Genomic DNA, 17,502 nt, shown 5'->3' with positions numbered 1-17,502 from the left:
AATTAGCGACCTCCTTCCTGCTGCTGACGTCCGCAGGTGAATACGAAACTGGTTTCCGTGCCGGTAGCGGCAGAGGAATCGCCTCTGGACGAGTTACCGCCCGCCGTACCCGCTACGTTCGGATAGCGGATGTTGGCTTTTTCGCCGCAGATTTTTTTGAAATTGGGCTGTTGTACGAGGTTATCTCTAAACTGGTTGCCCAAGGCCAAATCGGCGCGGCCGTCTTTACCGGTTTTAATAGCCCCTTCCAGCACAATGCTGCGGGCTTCGCCGCCCTTGGCCGGGAACGGGTCCGTATAGGAAAATTTGGTAATCCACATTTCCTGCGGAATCGTGTCCACCACTTCCATAATGACGGGCGTAATAATATGGTCAAACTGCAACATTTGCTCTAAGTTGGAGTTTTGGCTCTTCATTTTGCTCAAATTGCTTTGGATTTGGCTGGCTGTTAAGCCGTCAAAATCGGCAATCGTCTGCGTGGCGGAAGCCTTGGTTTGGCGGAGATTTTTCTCGGCGCTCTTTACACCCAAATAGCCTTTGCCGATAAGGAGCAACAAAATAACAATCAGCACCGCGGCCACTTTCCAAGCGGTCAGGCTGGCGTTAAATTCGTAATCGCTCAAACGGTTGCCTTTGGTAAAGTCCAAATCCGGGGTTTTATGGTCGTGAAATTTGATGCTCGCGCCAATGGCGGCAATTTCCCCCGCCGAGCGCGTTTCAATGCCGTAAACCTCGCTTAAATTCCATTTGCGCACCGGCTTTTTGGAGTCGGCTTCCAGCGCGGGAATCCACGGGTCCACATCCGTACCCACAATAACGGCTTCTTCAAACGGGTCCTTTTCCAACTGTTTGGCCACAAATTCCGTGCAGTTGGTGATTTCAAAACGGCGGCGTTCCGCCGGCAGAGAACCCGAAATTTCCACTTCGCGCAAGAGGACTGGGGCGTTTTCGTTTAAGAAAACGAAACTCGCCAAGTCTTTGCCGAAGAAGGAATAAATGCGTCCGCCGTTGCCCACGGCTTCTTTGTCGCTGTCATTAAATGCGCGGCCCAAAGAAAGGCTGGACGGTTCCACAGATACGAGTTCCAACCCCACCGATTTCAACCCCTTGCGCAGGCGTTCAATAATCAGTTTGGTGGTCATCGCAAACACCACGCCCAGGCGTTTTTGCTTGGTCGCGGCGGTTTCAAATTCATAGACGTGATACGCATATTCCGCTTTTTCAAACGGGAAATGAATATACTTGCGCGCTTGGAGCGGGATGGAACTCTTCCACATTTTGCGCTCAATAGCGGCCGGGATAACAAAGTGGCGCAGTAAGCAGAAAGACGAAGCCAAACTGACCACCACACGGTTGGTTTTCCATTTCTTTTTAGACGTTACTTTTTTGAGGGATTCCAACCAACTGTCCATAGAAAAGAACGTTTCGTTCAAATCTAACGGTTTTAATAAAGTTTTATCTACGGAATTAATCGGCACGCGCACCAAAGATTCCAGCACGGTTCCGCTGTCTTTTTTGGTGGTTTGCGCCACATACATTTCGTCAATGCCAATATAGATACCCAAACAATCCGGGTGGGCATTCATATTTTGGCCGATTAACGCTTCCGTAATACTAGCAAGACTGCTGCTCATACTCACCTCGGGGATTAGTTAGCGCTTCCGGTGCCGTAATCTTCGTACGGCATATCGTACGGATTATTTACCGGAGCGGTGGACGGCTGCGTGCCATAGGCTTGCGCATCCGCCGGGGTATCATACGGAGAATAGGACTGCTGGGCAGACGGATAAGCCGTACCGAGCGTATCGGGCGTATCCACCGGGGCGGGCGCGGTTACGTCCGCGGCGGGGGCCGCCGTTTGGGCTTGCGTTTCTACCGGCTGTTCCGCCGTTGCGTGGGAAGCACCCATCGTGCGGGTCGGTTTGGTCCACAAGCGTTCCGTTTTATAATTGCAAGAGGGGCAAAGTTCATCGCCCGTTACCGCCGTCTGGCAGGCAGAGGTGCCGCAAGAAGCGGAAGCGGTTTTCTTTTGCGCCGAGCATTTAACAATCACGCGGCGGCGCAAGGTTTGTTTTTGGCCCTTCAAATCCGTAGCGGTCAATACCAAGGTGTATTTGCCGCAGGGGAGTTCCGGCCCGATAATACCTTTGCGTCCGTTCCACAAAATCTGGTGATAAACGGGCGTAAAGCCTTCCAACTGGCGGACGACGTAATAGTTGCCGTCGCGTCCGTGCTGGACGACCTGCAAGAGCCAGTTGTCAATCGGGTTTACCGTTTCCAATACGGAGAAATCCACCGCGTACGCTTCGCCCAACGCGCGGTCAATGGCGTGGCATTGGGGCACAATCGCCATACTGAGCAGAGGGGCTTTTTCGTTGCCTTCGTTCTTTTCCATACGGGTCGGCAATTTGGCGGTGTAGTCAAACACGATAGCAAGCCCGTTCAAATTAGCAAAGCGGGCCGGCGGTTCTTGGTCGGCAAGGCCCAAGTTGTAATGCAATTTGCCTTGGGAAATACCGCGGTTGACAAAATAAGAGTTAAGCGCCATCGCCTGGCGGATACCGGAAAGGGTTACGTCGTCGGTGTAAGAGCCGGGCGGCAAAATAACGTAGCCCGCGCCCTGCACCAAGGCCAACATTTCGTAAATGCTGTTTAAGAGAGGCAAGGCTTCGGGGCGGAATTTATTTCCGTCAAAAAGCACATCGGCGTCAATGTCCAAGGCATCGGGCATATTGTCGCGGAAATAGAGGTGCACACCCTTGGCGGCATTGATTTTTTCAATGGCGGCTGCGGTCATAGAATCCAACTTTTGGTTGGTATATAAATCGCGCGCTTCCACCGCTTCGGGGGACGTTAAATCGGTAAAGGTGGAATCAGCCGACGAGGTCAGCGTGCCTTCCTGGCGGGCGGCATCCGTTACCGCCTGGGTTTGGTTGGCGATAGCCTGCTCATCCGCATTTTGAACAGCCGTTCCGGCGGCAGCAGCGGCCCCGGCCACGGTGGTGGCTTCCACAGCGGCTTCGTTCACGTCCGCGGCGGCCTGCAAAGCGTTTTGGCGCGCCGTATCGGCGGCTTCTTGGGCGGCTAAGCGCTGCGCTTCAATGCGGTCCGTCAACGCCTGTTGTTGGGCGTTCACGTCGTTTACTAAACCGGCTTTGGCGGCGGCGGCTTGTTCTTGGACCTCTTGGGCCTTGGCTTGCGCTTCGGCCGCGGCGGCTTGCGCCTGCTGTTGGGCTTCGGCCACAGCGTCGGTGGCTACGTCGTCCAGCGTTTTTACCTCGCCTTCTTTAAAATTAACATCCACTTCCACCGGGGTTTGAATACCGCCGATACGGTTATGGATTAATTCCACATATTTATTGGCTTCGGCTACTTGGTCTTTATCGCCGTGAACCATCACGTCAATAAAATAGTCCATTGCTTCGCTGTCTTTATTTTTTTCATACAGCGAGATACCTTTTGCCAACTGCTTGGCGGGCGAGGCCGCATAAACCAGCGTTCCCCCCGTCAATAAAAAGCATAAGAAAGAAACGGTCAAATAACTGAATATTTTATTTGTTTTCATTATTGATTTTCCTGTCCCTTGCGATAATAATGGGTTCACCCTGCAACACACAGATAATAGAATTATAGCAATTTAGCGCGGTTTGTAAAGCGCATTTTTTATAAACGCGGAAAATTGCCCTTATTCAAGCGCTTTTAAACGCGCCGTAGCCACCGCGTTTTGCGGATAATAAAACAGCGCATCCATCAAACAGCGTTTGGCGTTTTTTACATCCTCCGCCTTTCGGTAGAGGGTAGAAAGCGCGATATTGGCCCACAAATCGTCCGGGTGTTCGGCGAGCAACTGGTCCAAAACTTCTTTGGATTTGATATCGTTGCCGGAAAGAGACAAAATGCGCGCCAGTAAAATCGGCCCGTTGGTATCCTCGGGGTACTCTTTGATATACGCCTCTACATCACTGCGCAAGCGGTGCTGGTAAAATTCGGACATTTTTTCAAATTTGTCCGCCTTTTCCTGGTAGCGTTGCAACTGCCGCGCCTGCGCCAAAATGGCGGGTTTATCCTTGCTTTTGCCGTACAAGGCGTCCAAGCGCGCCAAGAGTTCCTTATCTAATGTATCCACGGTAAGGCCGCGCTTATAGACGTTTTTGGCGTATTCGGTATCGCCCAGTTTTTGGTGGATTTCCCCCGCCAAGCGCCACAGCACAGGCTCATACGGGAAGAGTTTTAACCCGCGTTCCACCAACGACAAGGCATTTTCATCGGCGTAGATAACATCTTCATCCAGCAGTTGCGAAAGCATTAGATATGCCTGCAAATTGTACGGGTGGAGTTTTAAATTATCCATTAAATAATGCACGGCCTTTTTGTTATCGTGCGTGCCCAAGGCGGCCAAGGCGGCGTGGAAATAGACTTCCTCGTAATACGAAGCCGCGGAAATCGTTTTTTCAAAGGCGGCCAAGGAATCCTTATACTTGCCCTGCGCCAAAAGAACATTGCCCAAGCGGAAGCCTGCCTCGGTATTGGCCGGGTACAATTTTAACGCGCGGGAAAGGTTTTCCACGGCGGCGGGATAATTTTTAACCGCCACGGCCTTTTGGCCTAAAAACGCGCGGTACTCGCTTGCCAGCCACAGGCCCTGCCACGCAATAACGGCCACAGAAAAGCCTAAAACGGCCAAGGCAACGGTTTTGGTAACCGGGTTGACGGTAATCACCACACTGCGCTCTTCCTTGCCTACGCCGCTGACTTCGGCCCCTACAATCCACCAAAAGATAAACGCCGGCACCACCGCGTGCAAGGAAATGTTAAACATATTGTCCGCCAGCATCCCCAAAATGCCGCAAAATAAGGCCTGCAAAAGTTGCTTTTTATCGCCCTCTTTTTTATGGGCGGCAAAGTCGCGTACTTCCAAAAAAAGCACCATAAACATAAAGAGGAACAAGCCTAAACCGACAATTCCCCCCTGCGCCAGTTGGAAGAACAGTTCGTTGTGCGGCGCATTGGTAATGGTTTTAAGTTCGCGCAAATTGGGATAATGGAGCAAGGTTTTGGGCTGGTTTTGCTCAAAGGCCATTTGGAAATTACCCAGCCCGCTACCCATTACGGGGCGATCCAAAAAGATTTCCTTTGAAACATCCCACATAAACAAACGCTGGTGGAGCGACTGGAAGATATGGTCCTTATCAATGTTTAGCGTAATGTTAGACGGCGTAACGAGCGCGAGTTCCTTGGCGCGCGTGGCCACCGGGCGGTTAGCCGAAGCGCCGTCTATATACACGGAGCCCCAGCCTACGCCTACGGCAAGCAGGGCCAGCAGAAACACGCGGCCTTTGCGCTGCCAAATCAGCGAGCGGAGCGTACCGAACATCCACATCATAATAAGCCCGCACAAGGCCCCCAACCAACACGAACGCGCCACGCCAAAGGACAAGAACAAAATATACACGAGGACCAACAGACCATAGACGACAAAATCCTTTTTGCTGTCCGTGCGCATATAGTACACCAATAGCGACGGCAACAGCATTACCACTGCCGAGGACAAAAAGTTCGGATTGCCAAAGGTGGAAAAGGCCTTGGTGGCAAATTGGTTGATTTCAAACGGCCATAAAAATTCAAGCCCAAGTGCTTGCAATACGCCGTAACAGCAGGCCAAAAACACGGCGACAAACATCAGTACCAAAATATTTTCCTGCGTGAGTTTTTTTAGCACGCGCACGCCCAAATAAACACCCAACCCCCACAACACAAGCGCGTACCAGTCAAACATTTGCGCAAAAAGACCATCGGAAGCGATGTGCGTTTTGAGCATCGGCAAAAAGTACCACAACGCTCCCCACGCCAAAAACAGCAAAATATAATTGGTTTTGCTTTCAATCACCCCCGAAAAGACCACGTTTTTGCTGATTACATACGCCCCCAAGGCCACAATGCCGAGCAAAGTGCCGTAGTTTAGGAGGCCGTAAAACATTGTTTGGCGCAGGGCCTGCGGAGCGGACGAAACGGCGGAAAGCCACCCCACCACGCACGCAATCACATAGACAAAAAAGGCCAAATCAAAAAACGTTTTGGTAAAATCAATATCCTTTAAGCGCAGAAAGCGGAACGCCAAGGTGCCGTAAATAAGGGCCAACAGCACATACAACAGCGTATTTTGCACAAAAAACGGGTTGGCGGTAAGGTCGGTAAAAAACACGAGCGGCACGACGAGGAAGCACATCGCCAGCAGCACGCGGATAATCTTCATATAGATAGTTTCTTTTTCGGGTTTGATTAAATTTAGCATAAAAAGTCCATAAAAAGGTTTATTATATTGTAGTTTTTTACCGCGTGCAAGGTAAAGGGGCAGAATTAGATTAGAAAAGGTTGTCATTCCCGAGTGTTGTAGTCGGGAATCCGTCGTTATTTAAAAAAGAAAACGACAACAACAGATCCCGTATAAAGACTCTACGGGATGACGACAAAAAACAAACAAGGGCGTCGTCCTGAACTGGCAAATCGCAGGGCTCAAGAATCTACCGATTGTGTTGTTTGCCGTTTATAAAAATAATAGTCATACTGGAAGGTTTCTGTCCAGTATCTGTCGTATTCCTCTTTTTTAATAACAACAGATCCTGGGACGCTCCACGCCGGCTAACTATCCAGGATGACCTTTCTCTCTTAGTCGTCATCCCCGAAGGTTTCTGTCGGGGATCTGTCGTTTTGTAAGGGGAGAGCAACGACCAACAACAGATTCCCGACTACGACACTCGGGAATGACGACACCCTGCGGGCCGCCCACTCTTTGGGAATGACAACAACGACAACAGCAGATCTCGTATAAAGACTCTACGGGATGACGGTAACGGCCACGGCCCAAGCAGTAGGTCCTGAAACAAGTTCAGGACGACGGCTTTATTTTAACCCTATTGTGCTAACAAACGCTGCAGGATGACGGCAAAAGGCAAACAACGCCGCAAAAAAGATGTCATCCCGGGCGTGGACCCGGGATCCAGTTTGTTTATATGCAGACCCTACCCCATAAAAAGGCAAAAAAATACCGGGGATTATAAAACCGCCCCCGGTATTTTTTAAAACTATTTTTCTTGACAAGTATAAGTCGGACAATAGTAGGAGCGATCCGATGGAGCATCAGGCTTTGCCTTTACTGCTCCGACTTTACAAGTGTTCCCAACGGTAGAACTATTACATTGCGACACAATTACATTAGTGGTCGTAACCAATTTTCCCCCACTAGACAAGAAAGGGCTTCTGTTGTCAGCCGTTGTTGTGGTAGCATTTATAGCACAAGTAGCCGGACAAGTCGTATTATATGGCATAATAGCAGTATAGCCCTCATTCGTCAGTGTACAGGTATAAGTTTTATCTTTATCTAAATCTAAACGACAGTTCAGTAAATTCCACGCGTTCCATTGGCAAGTGTCGTAGTTCCAAGTCCTTGTTTTGGTTCCCGTCGCAGGAGAATCACAAGGTTCCGAAGTCGGCTCCCCTGCCGGGGGGTCGCAGGAACCCTTTTCAGCCTCCCCACAAACCAAGTAAACTTCTTCCTTGTTTTTGAGTTTTAACTTTTGCCAACTCATCGTTTCACCAATGCAAGCCGGGAATTTATAGCCGAACAAAGTCAGTTCGCTCAAATACATATTGTCCGCCTGCATTGTATAGCCCTGCTTGTAGTTGGCTACGCGCAGATTAGTGTCAAAATCAAAATCCGCCACACCGTTGCCACTACCAATGAAGGCTGTCGCCCCGGCAATAGCAGGAGCATCGTTTCAATCCAATTTGCCCCCTGCGATGTTCAGCGCGTTGTTCACGCGTAAGGATTTGCCCGTGCTGAACCCCTCGTCCGCTGTACAGCCCAAGTTCATTTGGCAGGCGCTCGTCAGGCCGATATCCATTTGCTTGGTTACGTCCACCTGGCTGTACGCCACGTAAGGCACAGGGAAATAGGTTACCATCGTCATTTTGTTCGCGCTGGCGGCAGACGCAGCCAACGGCGCCAACAAAAGGGTAAATAAAAATAAGGTTTTTTTCATAAAATACTCCCGTTAAAAAACAGAGATACATTTATATTATAATTTATTTTTTTCCAAAAACAAGAGGAAAAACGACAGCGCTCCGCGCTGACGGACTTTCTAGGATGACGACCACGACCAACAGCCCAAGCAGTAGATCCTGAAAACCCTGCGGGCCACCAGTTCAGGATGACCCCAATTTTTATAACAACAGATCCCGTATAAAAACACTACGGGCTGACGACAAAACCGCACAATAAAACAAGAGCGTCATTCTGAACTGGCGGCCCGCAGGGTTTTCAGAATCTACCACTCGGGTAGTTTGCCGTTATATAAAAAGTCATTCTGGAAGGTTTCTGTCCAGAATCTACTCCTTATTTAATAACAACAGATCTGGGAACGCTACGCGCCGGCTGACTTTCCAGGATGACGACAACGACACACGGCAATAGTAACAACAGCATACCCTATATAAAAAGCACCGCCCCGCGGGGAAAAATCCAAGCGGGGCGGTAGTTTCAATTTTCAGTTTTTAGCAAAATTATTTATATTTCGCTTCGGCTTTCAAGAAATCAAATACTTTGCGTTCGGAAAGCGTAGCCAAAATGTGGGCTTTGCGTTCGTCAAAGAAAGATTTAATTTTCTTTTCGTCGGCCTTATTTTGCGTGTTGGAAGCAAGGCTCTTATCCAATTCGGCTTTCCAGTCGGCCTCGGTGGCTTCCAAGTTTTCCTTTTTGGCAATGGCGTGCACGATGTAGCCAATGCGCAAGTCCTTTTCCACGCTGGGGCGGATGCGTTCTTCAAACGCTTTGCGCTGTTCAGCGTTTAACTGTTCGGGCTTCATTTGCGTCATACTGCGCACAAAGTTGTTGAGGGAAGATTCCGTATATTCTTCCACCAGGCTTTGCGGCAAGGCAAAATCGTTGGCTTTAACCAAGTGGTTTTCAATTTGGGCGATTTCGTCGCGGCGGGCGTTTTGTTTGGCTTCTTCGTCCAGGCTTTCTTTTACTTTGGCTTTCAAAGCGGCCAAGGTGTCAAAGCCCATATCTTTGGCGAAACTGTCGTCCAACGCGGGCACGAGTTTGTTTTTAATATCGTCCACCACGACGTGGAAGGAAATCGTATCCTTGCCATCTTTGGACTCAAAATCTTTTTCGTCGCCTTTTTTGAGGCCCTTAATGGCTTCGGCCAAGCCGGGCATCGTTTGCGGGGCGGACATATCCACCAATTCGCTGTCGGCGCTCAATTTGTAATCGTCTTTGCCGTTGCGCTGGCCTTTGTAATGCACAACCGCATAGCATTTATCGTCAATAACGGCGCCGTCTTTGGCGCTTTCCAAGCGGGCGTTGGCATCCTGCACGCGGGCGAGGTTTTCGTTTACGTCAGCGTCCGTAGCGGTTTCGGGCTTTTTGGCAATTTCAATGCCTTTGTAATCTTTTACGTCAAATTCCGGGGCGACATCTACCGCAATTTCAAACGGGAAGGCTTTGCCTTCGTTGAAATTGGCGAAATCTGCCTTGGTGAGGGTAGGAACGGCCACCGCATCCAACTTGGCATCGGCAATAGCGGCATTGATAGCGGCTTTAACGGTCAAGTCCAAGGCGCGTTCTTTAATATGTCCGGCAAAATTTTGTTTAACGAGGTCAAGCGGCACTCTACCGGCGCGGAAACCTTGCATTTGCGCGCGGGATTGCACCTGCACGGCGGCGTTTTGAAAGCATTTAGTTACCAGTTCGGGGGCGGCTTCCACGGATAACGTAACGCGGCAGCCTTCTTTGCCTAATTGTTTGGTTTTTACTTCCCCGGCCTGGGCAGTTTTGAAGATGGACATCGTACTCACTCCTGTTGTATCGGCATAGCCGAAAATCTGGACGGAGAGGGACTTGAACCCTCACGGATTGCTCCATACGCTCCTAAGGCGTACGCGTCTACCGGTTCCGCCACCCGTCCTATATTTTTCACTTCTTTTATGTTTGAAAATCCAAAGTGGGCCATGTGAGGCTCGAACTCACGACCTTACGCTTAAGAGGCGTCTGCTCTACCAACTGAGCTAATGGCCCGGAAAGGGTTATAACTAGATTATAGCAAAAACGGCCTTGCGGGTAAACCTTTATTAAATGTACGGCCGTTTGAAGATAATTTATTGTAACAAATTTCACCGCGTTTAGCAAACCTTTTTAAATTGACAAAGCGCGCACGCAAAAAATACAATATCTTTGTCCGCTCCCCGGGAGCGTTTACCTTACTACCAAACAGGAACTTATGAAAAAAAATGTATTTTTTGCTGTATTGGGCTGTGCCTGCGGATTTTTTGCTTTTTCCGCCGCCAACGCCCAAACGGGCTTTGACTTTGGAAATATTGATTTCCTTTTAACGGACAATGCCCTGGATGATGCGGCCAACCGCTACGCCTCCGTAACGCTTACGTCCGAACCTGAACGCGCCGGGCGGTTAGGCTACGCTTCGGCCAATGCCAAATTGAACGACCGCTCCCCCCGCGCACAGGCCGCGCAACTGGCCGCCTTGCGTGCGGTACGCAACACCTTGGACGAGATTTCCGCCAAGCAGTTATCCCCTTCCAAACGGGCCGATTTTACCCTTTTAAAGCAGGCGATGGACGACGATATTTTTGCCTTGCAGCAGCACCGCGCCCAGAGCGACCCGCTGTATTACGCCGATGCGTTAGATGCGGTGTATGACGTGGTATTAAAACCCGCTTCTTCCCCCCGCCGCCAACGCGCCGATTTAACCGCGCGGCTCAACGATTTAAAAAATGTAGCGGACCAAGCGGAAAAAAATTTGGTAAACCCCTCCGCTTTTTTGGCGCGCCTGGCGATGGAAAAAACGTATTACGCGTATATTTCCTTTGATGAACTGGTGGATATTTTAGTGCAGGACGCCGAGGACGACATCGCCGCCGCACAAATTAAAAACCAAGCGAACGAAGCCAAGCGCTCCATTAAAAAAATGTTTGATTTATTTAAGGAACAATCCCAGCAGGAATCGGCCGCCGATTTCCGCTTGGGCAAGGAAACCTACGCCAAAATTTTAAAGAACCGCTATCAAACCACGGAACCCTTGGCTAAACTGGAAAAGCGTTTTGCGCAAGATTTTTTGGCTTCGCAAAAGCAACTGGCCAAGGCTTTGGAACCCTTTGCGCAGGGCGTAACGGCAGACGAAGCCGAAGTAACGGTGATTGACGGTTTAAACATAGAGGAACAAAAACAAGAACCGGTCAAAAAAGAAAAAAAGGCAAAAAAAGGTAAATTTGTTCCGCCGACCGCGCAAGATTTTTACACGGTAGCCAAACGCATTGCCCAAGCGCCTGAGGAAACCGATTTGCCCGCCTTGCTCACGCAAGAGGCCAACCAGGTATCGGCCCTTTTGGCGGATAACGGCGTTCTGCCCGCGGGTCAGGTATCGTTTGCGGTCAAGCCGCTTCCGCAATATTATGCCTATACGCAGGCCAATTTGTTCTTGCCCCCCTTTGGCAACAACGGCCGGAGCGACTTTTTCATTAGGCTTCCCTTCGGCAACCGCCGCGCCAAAGCCGAGCAACTCGTGCGTGATTACAACACGCCGACGCGCAAACTTTTAACCGCGAAGGAATTGGTGCCGGGCCGCTTTTACCAAACCGCCAAAACGGCGGGCTTATCCGCCGCGCGCCGCTTTTATCCGGCGCAAAGTATGGCGGACGGCTGGAACGAATACGCGCTCAAACTGGCAAGCGAAGCCGGATATATCGTAACCGACGACGAACTGCTGTTTTTAGCGTGGCACAATTACCGCCAGGCCGCCGCGGCCTTGGTAGATATGCGCCTGCAAAGCCGCCAGTATTCCTATAATGACGCAATGGACTTTTTGGTAGGCGAAAACGGATTCACCCAAGAGGACGCCGAAGCCCTTATTAAAGAATCTGCGTTGAACCCTGGAAAAGCCGTGGGCTATGCGGCGGGCTTGGATGCGCTGGAAAGCGCGCGCGCCAAATACGCCAAGAAACTGGGCAAAAAGTTCTCGCTGGCGGACTTCCACAATAAAGTATTAAAAATCGGCAATGTATCGCCCGACGAATTGGCCGAAGAGTTGGAAAGACTTTACAAATAAAATGTAGAAAAAAAATCCCCGGGGCTTTATATTGCTCCGGGGATTTTTTATTGTACAAATGAACGGAAATAATCAGGAGCCGTCGGCGTTTGGTCGTCCCCCCAATGTTGGCAAAACGCCACGCCCTTTGTGTTACTGCGGTGTGCCGCACAATAAATAGTATTAGGCAAATAGGGAGAAACGGAAGAGCGGGTAATAATTTCATAATAGAAGGGCCCGTTTTGCCGGTAAACACTAAGTTTTCCCTCCGACATCTGCCCATAAAAACATCCAAAATTCTTAGGACAATTTTTTAGCCCAATATCCAACACATCCGGGCTGGTAGGGAAGCGGTTATGTGCCATATAATAACGGTCCACCGAATCCCTAAATGCCTTGCTATATGCCAATGCCGCGCCCACACGGCTGACTTCTACGGCACGCTGGTAATCCGGCAACGCCATTGCCGCCAAAATGCCGATGATGAGAATAACAACTAAAAGTTCTATGAGGGTAAAGCCACGGCTAACGACACAATCGGTAGATCCTGAAACAAGTTCAGGATGCCCCCTCATTTAAATAACAACATTTTTTGCCGTCACCCTTAATTGCCGCCCTTTCCGCTAGGCGGCACCCCGTAGTGTTTCTGTACGGGGTCTATTAATAGTTTCAGGGTCCAGCCGAGCCTCGACTCTCTTGCGCTGGATACTGAAACAAGTTCAGTATGACGACAACGGAAACGACAGATTCCCGACTACTACACTCGGGAATGACGACAAAGGCAAACGACAGATCCCGTATAAAGACACTACGGGATGACGACACAACAGCACCATAAAACAGGCTGTTATAAAATAAAAGTCATCCTGAATTTAGTTCAGGATCTACCGATTGGGTCGTTGGTAGTTGCTGTTATTTCTAACAACCCATAAGGTAGATTCTGAAACAAGTTCAGAATGACTTCCTTTTTTTAGAAAGTTGTCATTCCCGAAGGTCGTAGTCGGGAATCTGTCGTTTTCCTTTTTTAACAAAAACAGATTCCCGAACGCTCCGCGTCGGCACACACTCGGGAATGACGCCCCCCGGCGCGGCGCACACTAGCAGACCTTTTTCCCCCAATACACGCAAAAACCCCGGGTTAAATAAACCCGGGGTTTTTATATGCACAAATAATTTTTACTTTACCGGCACCAAGCGGAACCTGTGGAGTCCAAGCCATATACATTACAGCCATCGGTTACACCACCATTATTACAAAAGAATTTGCTCTTGCTCGCGTCCGTTTCCAACTCGCCCAAGAACAAAAAGTTCACGCCCGCGTAATCGCCTGTGCGGCGCACCGCGCAAACCGCGTTGACAATATTAGCCGTAGAACCGCCCGGGATAGAGCCAGACGGCAGCAACTTATAGGTAAAGTCTTTCGTGGACACGACAGCCCCTGAACAACGGGAAAGTTTCTCCCCCGTATCAGTCTTAATACACGGCACGCTGACGTCCAAATTTTCAAAGCCAAAGAGGCCGCTTGAATAATTGGTTCGGTCCATATTATCCAAAGTGCGCAGTTTGGATTCCAAAATCTTTTTTAGCATCGTGCGAGATTCGGTCATACGGCTTTTTTCCACCGTTTTTTCGTACATCGGCATTGCCATTGTAACGAGCAGCGCCACAATCATAATCACTACCAAAATTTCCACCAGCGTAAAACCGCCGTTAAACAAGTTTTTCTTCATAATCGCCTCTATAACACATCCAACCCATAGGTATCGCAAGCGTCGCCGTCCGGCGAGCAATAAAGTTGCTGATTGCCGCGGTCAAACAAAATTAACGTATCTTTATAGGGATTGTCCCGCTTTTTCGCCTGCACAAAATAGCGCCCGTTTTTAACCACATAAGGCGTAAAAATAAATTTGGAGCAGGTAAGCGTATTGCCCGAAAGAGAGCACCCCTTGGGCAAATTGGACGAATCAAACATATCCATACGGCTTAAAACCGCCTTGGACGCGTTGTTTTGATACATTTCCACAAAGTTGCGGTAACCAAATTCCCCGGCTAACCGTTCGCTGGAATCGTAAATCACGCGCATCATACTTTCCGCTTCCGACAGGCGCGCCTTTTCCACCACCTTGCGGTATTGGGGCAAAGCCACGCCGGACAAAATAGCCACAATCAGCACTACTGCCAATAATTCAACTAACGTAAAACCTTTTTTATTCATTTTATTTTATCCTTTTAAAAACGATTTAAAGTGCAATTACTTGCCTGAGTTACGTTCAAACGTTCGCAAGAATCGCTCACTGACCCGGGGCAGCATAAAAAGTCATTACCGGTATAATAAATAGTCGTCCCTTTGTAGGTCCCGCGCAACATATTGGCCGACACATTTGGTTCGGCATTTATGATACACAAAATTCCGAGGCAATTATCAGCCAAGTTATAGGTAAAATTATCCGTTACCCAAGTAGTCGCCTTAGTCCCCTGCTGGCCCTTCATTTCCATATCCAACTTTTTGAAAGACACATTACTTGATGCAGTACCGCCGCTCCCCCAACTCCACCCGTTTTCCGTTACCAATCTTTCCCGGGCGTCATAAATGCTGGGCAGCATTTGCAAGGCTTCGGCCACGCGGGTGCGCTCCAAACTGCGGCGGTACTGGGGCAAGGCAACAGCCGTCAAAATACCCATAATCAGCACAGCCGCCAACAATTCAATTAAGGTAAACCCTTTTTTCATATCGGCTCCATTAACAAAAAGTATAGTTGTATTTAGGCTAAATACAATACCCATTATATCTAAAAAACCGCCGTCTGGCAAAAGGTTTTTTAGCGTTTTGGGCACTTAAATTTTGTATGATATAAAACGGTTTGGGCGGAAGAGCCGTTTTTCCCCCAACCGGGAGAATTTTATGAGAATTTACGACGATATCCAATTAGACTATTGCGACGTACTCCTGCGCCCCAAACGCTCCACCTTGGCTTCCCGCTCGGAAGTGGACGTTACGCGCAACTACACCTTTAAATGGTGCCCGCGCACGATAAACGCCACGGGCATTGTTGCGGCCAATATGGCCACCACCGGCACCTTTGAAATCGCCCGCGAAATGCAAAAACAGCATTTAATGAGCGCCCTGCACAAGCATTACTCCGCCGAAGAGTTAATCCAATTTTTAAAGGATAACGCCAAGGAATTCGGCTCCAACGATTTGCTCTTTGTCAGTTCCGGCGTATCGGATGCGGACTTTGAAAAATTAACCCGCGTAATGAACGAAAAACTCTGCGCCAACATCTGTGTGGACGTGGCCAACGGCTATTCGCCCTATTTGATTAACTACATCCGCAAGGTGCGCAAGGCCTGGCCGCAAGCCCTGATTATGTCCGGAAATGTGGTTACGGGTGATATGTGCGAGGATTTAATTTTAAACGGAGCCGATATTGTTAAAGTAGGTATCGGGCCGGGCTCTGTATGTACGACACGCAAATTAACGGGCGTAGGCCGCCCGCAATTTTCCACGGTGATTGAGTGCGCCGACGCGGCCCACGGTGTAGGCGGGATGATTTGCGCCGACGGCGGTTGCACGGTTCCCGGTGATGTATGCAAGAGTTTTTGCGCCGGGGCGGACTTTGTAATGCTGGGCGGTATGCTGGCCGGGCACGCCGAAAGCGGCGGCGAAATGCACACCAAGGCCTTTCAAACGGGTGAAGTGAATATGATTGACGACAAAACCTGCGCTATGAAAATTGAGGAAAAGCAATACAAAATTTTCTACGGGATGAGTTCCCAATACGCGCAGGACAAGCACTACGGCGGGATGAAGAAATACCGCGCGAGTGAAGGCAAAGTGGTGGAACTGCCGTTCCGCGGGCCGATTGAGCCCACCCTGCTATCGCTTTTGGGCGGGATGCGCAGTTGTATGACGTACATCGGCGCCAAACGCTTAAAAGATATGCCCAAATGCGCCACCTTCTACCGAGTGAACCGCCAACTAAACACCATTTTCGGCAACGAACAATAAAGGCAAATTTCAGCCGAAAGTAAAACGCCCCGGGTTACGAAAAATCCGGGGCGGTTTTTATATATGGAAAACTTTTTACCAGCCGTTTTTGGTATAAGTGGTCTTGCAACTCTGCCACCTGGCGACACTACAAGCTTTACTGGATGAACCACCCAAATCGCTGTTTAAGCCACCTGAAACATACCAAGTAAGAATACAATGGCAACGGTCTCCCCCATACTGGCACATTTGGGCTTGTATGTTTTCGTCTATCGGAAGAGCGGCCATAGCGCACGGTCTGCAAGAACAGACATCCGGGACAGGCCCCGCCACCGTCTCTTGTTTACTGGTCCAGCACACCGTATCGGTTTTAAGGGCGGACGGACAGCACTCACTCTTGTGGCTTGCCTTGTAAGTAGCGTTGGAACAAGTTTGGGTGTCCGGCGTACTGGGAGTGCTCCCCCCGCAATTTGTGAGCGCCAAGAGTTTTACCTTTTGGTTGTCGCTCGTTACGCGCTCTTCCCATTTTAAGGTACAGTTGCTTAAAGCAGAACCCGTATTAACGTGAGAGGATGTAGGTTGCGGGATATCATTTCCCGCTAACGTAAACCCGTCCGTCGTCGCACCGTCGTAAAGGCTTGCGTCCTCGGAGCCGCTGACAGAAAGTTTATTCGCGCGCAAGGTGGCCGCCTTTTGTTTAAGTCTATTCACCGCGTCCAATGTGGAAATATACGAATCGCTTTTAACCGTGGTTGTACCACCGTTTACATTTACGTTATTTAAAAGCGCGCTAGGCGTGCCCGTATTTACGGCTTGGTAATTATTATACGTATTGGCATTGCTCCCGTGGATAACCGTGTTCGGCATATCCAAGGTAGAGCCCGAAGCACCCACCACAGCGGGAACGTCATAATTTAAATCAGGCGAAGTTGCCGTAACAGTTCCGCCGGAGCGGACCGTCATTGTATTACTTTCAATACCGCCCTTTAAATTGGCCTTATCGGCTACCTTTAAATAGACGCAATCGCCCATACGGGACGGGTTATACGACACCGCGGAAATAATTTCCGCCGGGGCATTTACCGCCGCAAACAGCCCCATAAATACGACAACCAACCGTTTGACAAGAACACCTGCCGTGCGGCCAGTTGTTGTTAAGCCGTCATCCCGTAGAGTCTGGCGGCCCGCAGGGTTACGGGATCTGTCGTTTTCCTTGTTTAATAAAAACGGATCCCCGACAGAAACCTTCGGGGATGACAAAACAGAGGTAAATCCTTTCATTTTCTCTCCTTGTTAAGGCCTTTATATTTGAGCAAAACGGCCTTTTATACGCGTTTTCATACAGCGGATACATCCGGGTACGGTCATCACGGATTATCCAATTTTAACAAAAAAAAAAAACGAAACAACCCC

General features: G+C 49.6%; 13 protein-coding genes and 2 tRNA genes. 2 read left to right on the top strand and 13 right to left on the bottom strand.

What is annotated here, in order from left to right; translation table 11 throughout:
- Positions 1-2: 2 nt before the first annotated feature.
- The 8 genes from ACR0QV_RS04215 to ACR0QV_RS04180 form a co-directional block, all read right to left on the bottom strand.
- Positions 3-1,634 (bottom strand): hypothetical protein, encoded by a 1,632-nt coding sequence (locus tag ACR0QV_RS04215; RefSeq protein WP_432634836.1) that lies wholly within the window; start codon positions 1,632-1,634, stop codon positions 3-5.
- Positions 1,635-1,648: 14 nt separating this feature from the next.
- Entirely contained in the window at positions 1,649-3,565 is a 1,917-nt protein-coding gene (locus ACR0QV_RS04210) for a hypothetical protein (protein WP_432634834.1), read from the bottom strand.
- A 120-nt stretch (positions 3,566-3,685) separates the two neighbouring features.
- Positions 3,686-6,292, bottom strand: coding sequence for a tetratricopeptide repeat protein (locus ACR0QV_RS04205; protein WP_432634832.1), 2,607 nt, complete (start codon positions 6,290-6,292; stop codon positions 3,686-3,688).
- Positions 6,293-7,082: 790 nt separating this feature from the next.
- Positions 7,083-7,721 carry a hypothetical protein gene (locus ACR0QV_RS04200; protein WP_432634830.1) on the bottom strand — a complete coding sequence of 213 codons (639 nt, stop codon included), beginning with the start codon at positions 7,719-7,721 and terminating at the stop codon, positions 7,083-7,085.
- Between the two features lie 54 nt (positions 7,722-7,775).
- The gene (locus tag ACR0QV_RS04195) at positions 7,776-8,039 is read right to left on the bottom strand and encodes a hypothetical protein (protein WP_432634828.1); all 264 of its coding nucleotides are present in this window, start codon (positions 8,037-8,039) and stop codon (positions 7,776-7,778) included.
- Between the two features lie 520 nt (positions 8,040-8,559).
- On the bottom strand, positions 8,560-9,849 hold the full coding sequence (tig, locus tag ACR0QV_RS04190; RefSeq protein WP_432634826.1) for a trigger factor: 1,290 nt from the start codon (positions 9,847-9,849) through the stop codon (positions 8,560-8,562).
- Between the two features lie 37 nt (positions 9,850-9,886).
- Positions 9,887-9,968 (bottom strand) — tRNA-Leu (locus ACR0QV_RS04185).
- Positions 9,969-10,005: 37 nt separating this feature from the next.
- A tRNA-Lys gene (locus ACR0QV_RS04180) sits at positions 10,006-10,078 on the bottom strand.
- A gap of 202 nt (positions 10,079-10,280) precedes the next feature.
- Here ACR0QV_RS04180 and ACR0QV_RS04175 point away from each other — a divergent pair.
- Positions 10,281-12,122 carry a DUF885 family protein gene (locus tag ACR0QV_RS04175; RefSeq protein WP_432634824.1) on the top strand — a complete coding sequence of 614 codons (1,842 nt, stop codon included), beginning with the start codon at positions 10,281-10,283 and terminating at the stop codon, positions 12,120-12,122.
- Positions 12,123-12,169: 47 nt separating this feature from the next.
- Here the strand turns inward: ACR0QV_RS04175 and ACR0QV_RS04170 are convergent, their stop codons facing one another.
- The 4 genes from ACR0QV_RS04170 to ACR0QV_RS04155 form a co-directional block, all read right to left on the bottom strand.
- Positions 12,170-12,676, bottom strand: coding sequence for a type IV pilin protein (locus tag ACR0QV_RS04170; protein WP_432634822.1), 507 nt, complete (start codon positions 12,674-12,676; stop codon positions 12,170-12,172).
- 606 nt (positions 12,677-13,282) lie between these two features.
- Complete coding sequence (locus ACR0QV_RS04165) at positions 13,283-13,831, bottom strand: type IV pilin protein (RefSeq protein WP_432634820.1); 549 nt, start codon at positions 13,829-13,831, stop codon at positions 13,283-13,285.
- 8 nt (positions 13,832-13,839) lie between these two features.
- Positions 13,840-14,316 carry a type IV pilin protein gene (locus ACR0QV_RS04160; protein ID WP_432634818.1) on the bottom strand — a complete coding sequence of 159 codons (477 nt, stop codon included), beginning with the start codon at positions 14,314-14,316 and terminating at the stop codon, positions 13,840-13,842.
- Between the two features lie 14 nt (positions 14,317-14,330).
- Positions 14,331-14,831, bottom strand: a complete 501-nt coding sequence (locus ACR0QV_RS04155) for a type IV pilin protein (protein ID WP_432634816.1) — start codon at positions 14,829-14,831, stop codon at positions 14,331-14,333.
- 172 nt (positions 14,832-15,003) lie between these two features.
- Between ACR0QV_RS04155 and ACR0QV_RS04150 the strand changes: the two genes are divergently transcribed.
- Entirely contained in the window at positions 15,004-16,110 is a 1,107-nt protein-coding gene (locus tag ACR0QV_RS04150) for a GMP reductase (protein ID WP_432634814.1), read from the top strand.
- A 75-nt stretch (positions 16,111-16,185) separates the two neighbouring features.
- On the opposite strand, the gene ACR0QV_RS04145 is transcribed toward ACR0QV_RS04150, so the two are convergent.
- Entirely contained in the window at positions 16,186-17,370 is a 1,185-nt protein-coding gene (locus ACR0QV_RS04145; protein ID WP_432634812.1) for a hypothetical protein, read from the bottom strand.
- Between the last annotated feature and the right edge of the window lie 132 nt (positions 17,371-17,502).

The organism is Candidatus Avelusimicrobium sp. (assembly GCF_050873505.1).
Taxonomy (GTDB): Bacteria; Elusimicrobiota; Elusimicrobia; order Elusimicrobiales; family Elusimicrobiaceae; genus Avelusimicrobium.
Note: the sequence above shows the minus strand (reverse complement) of the source record. Positions and strands in the feature narration are given on the sequence as shown.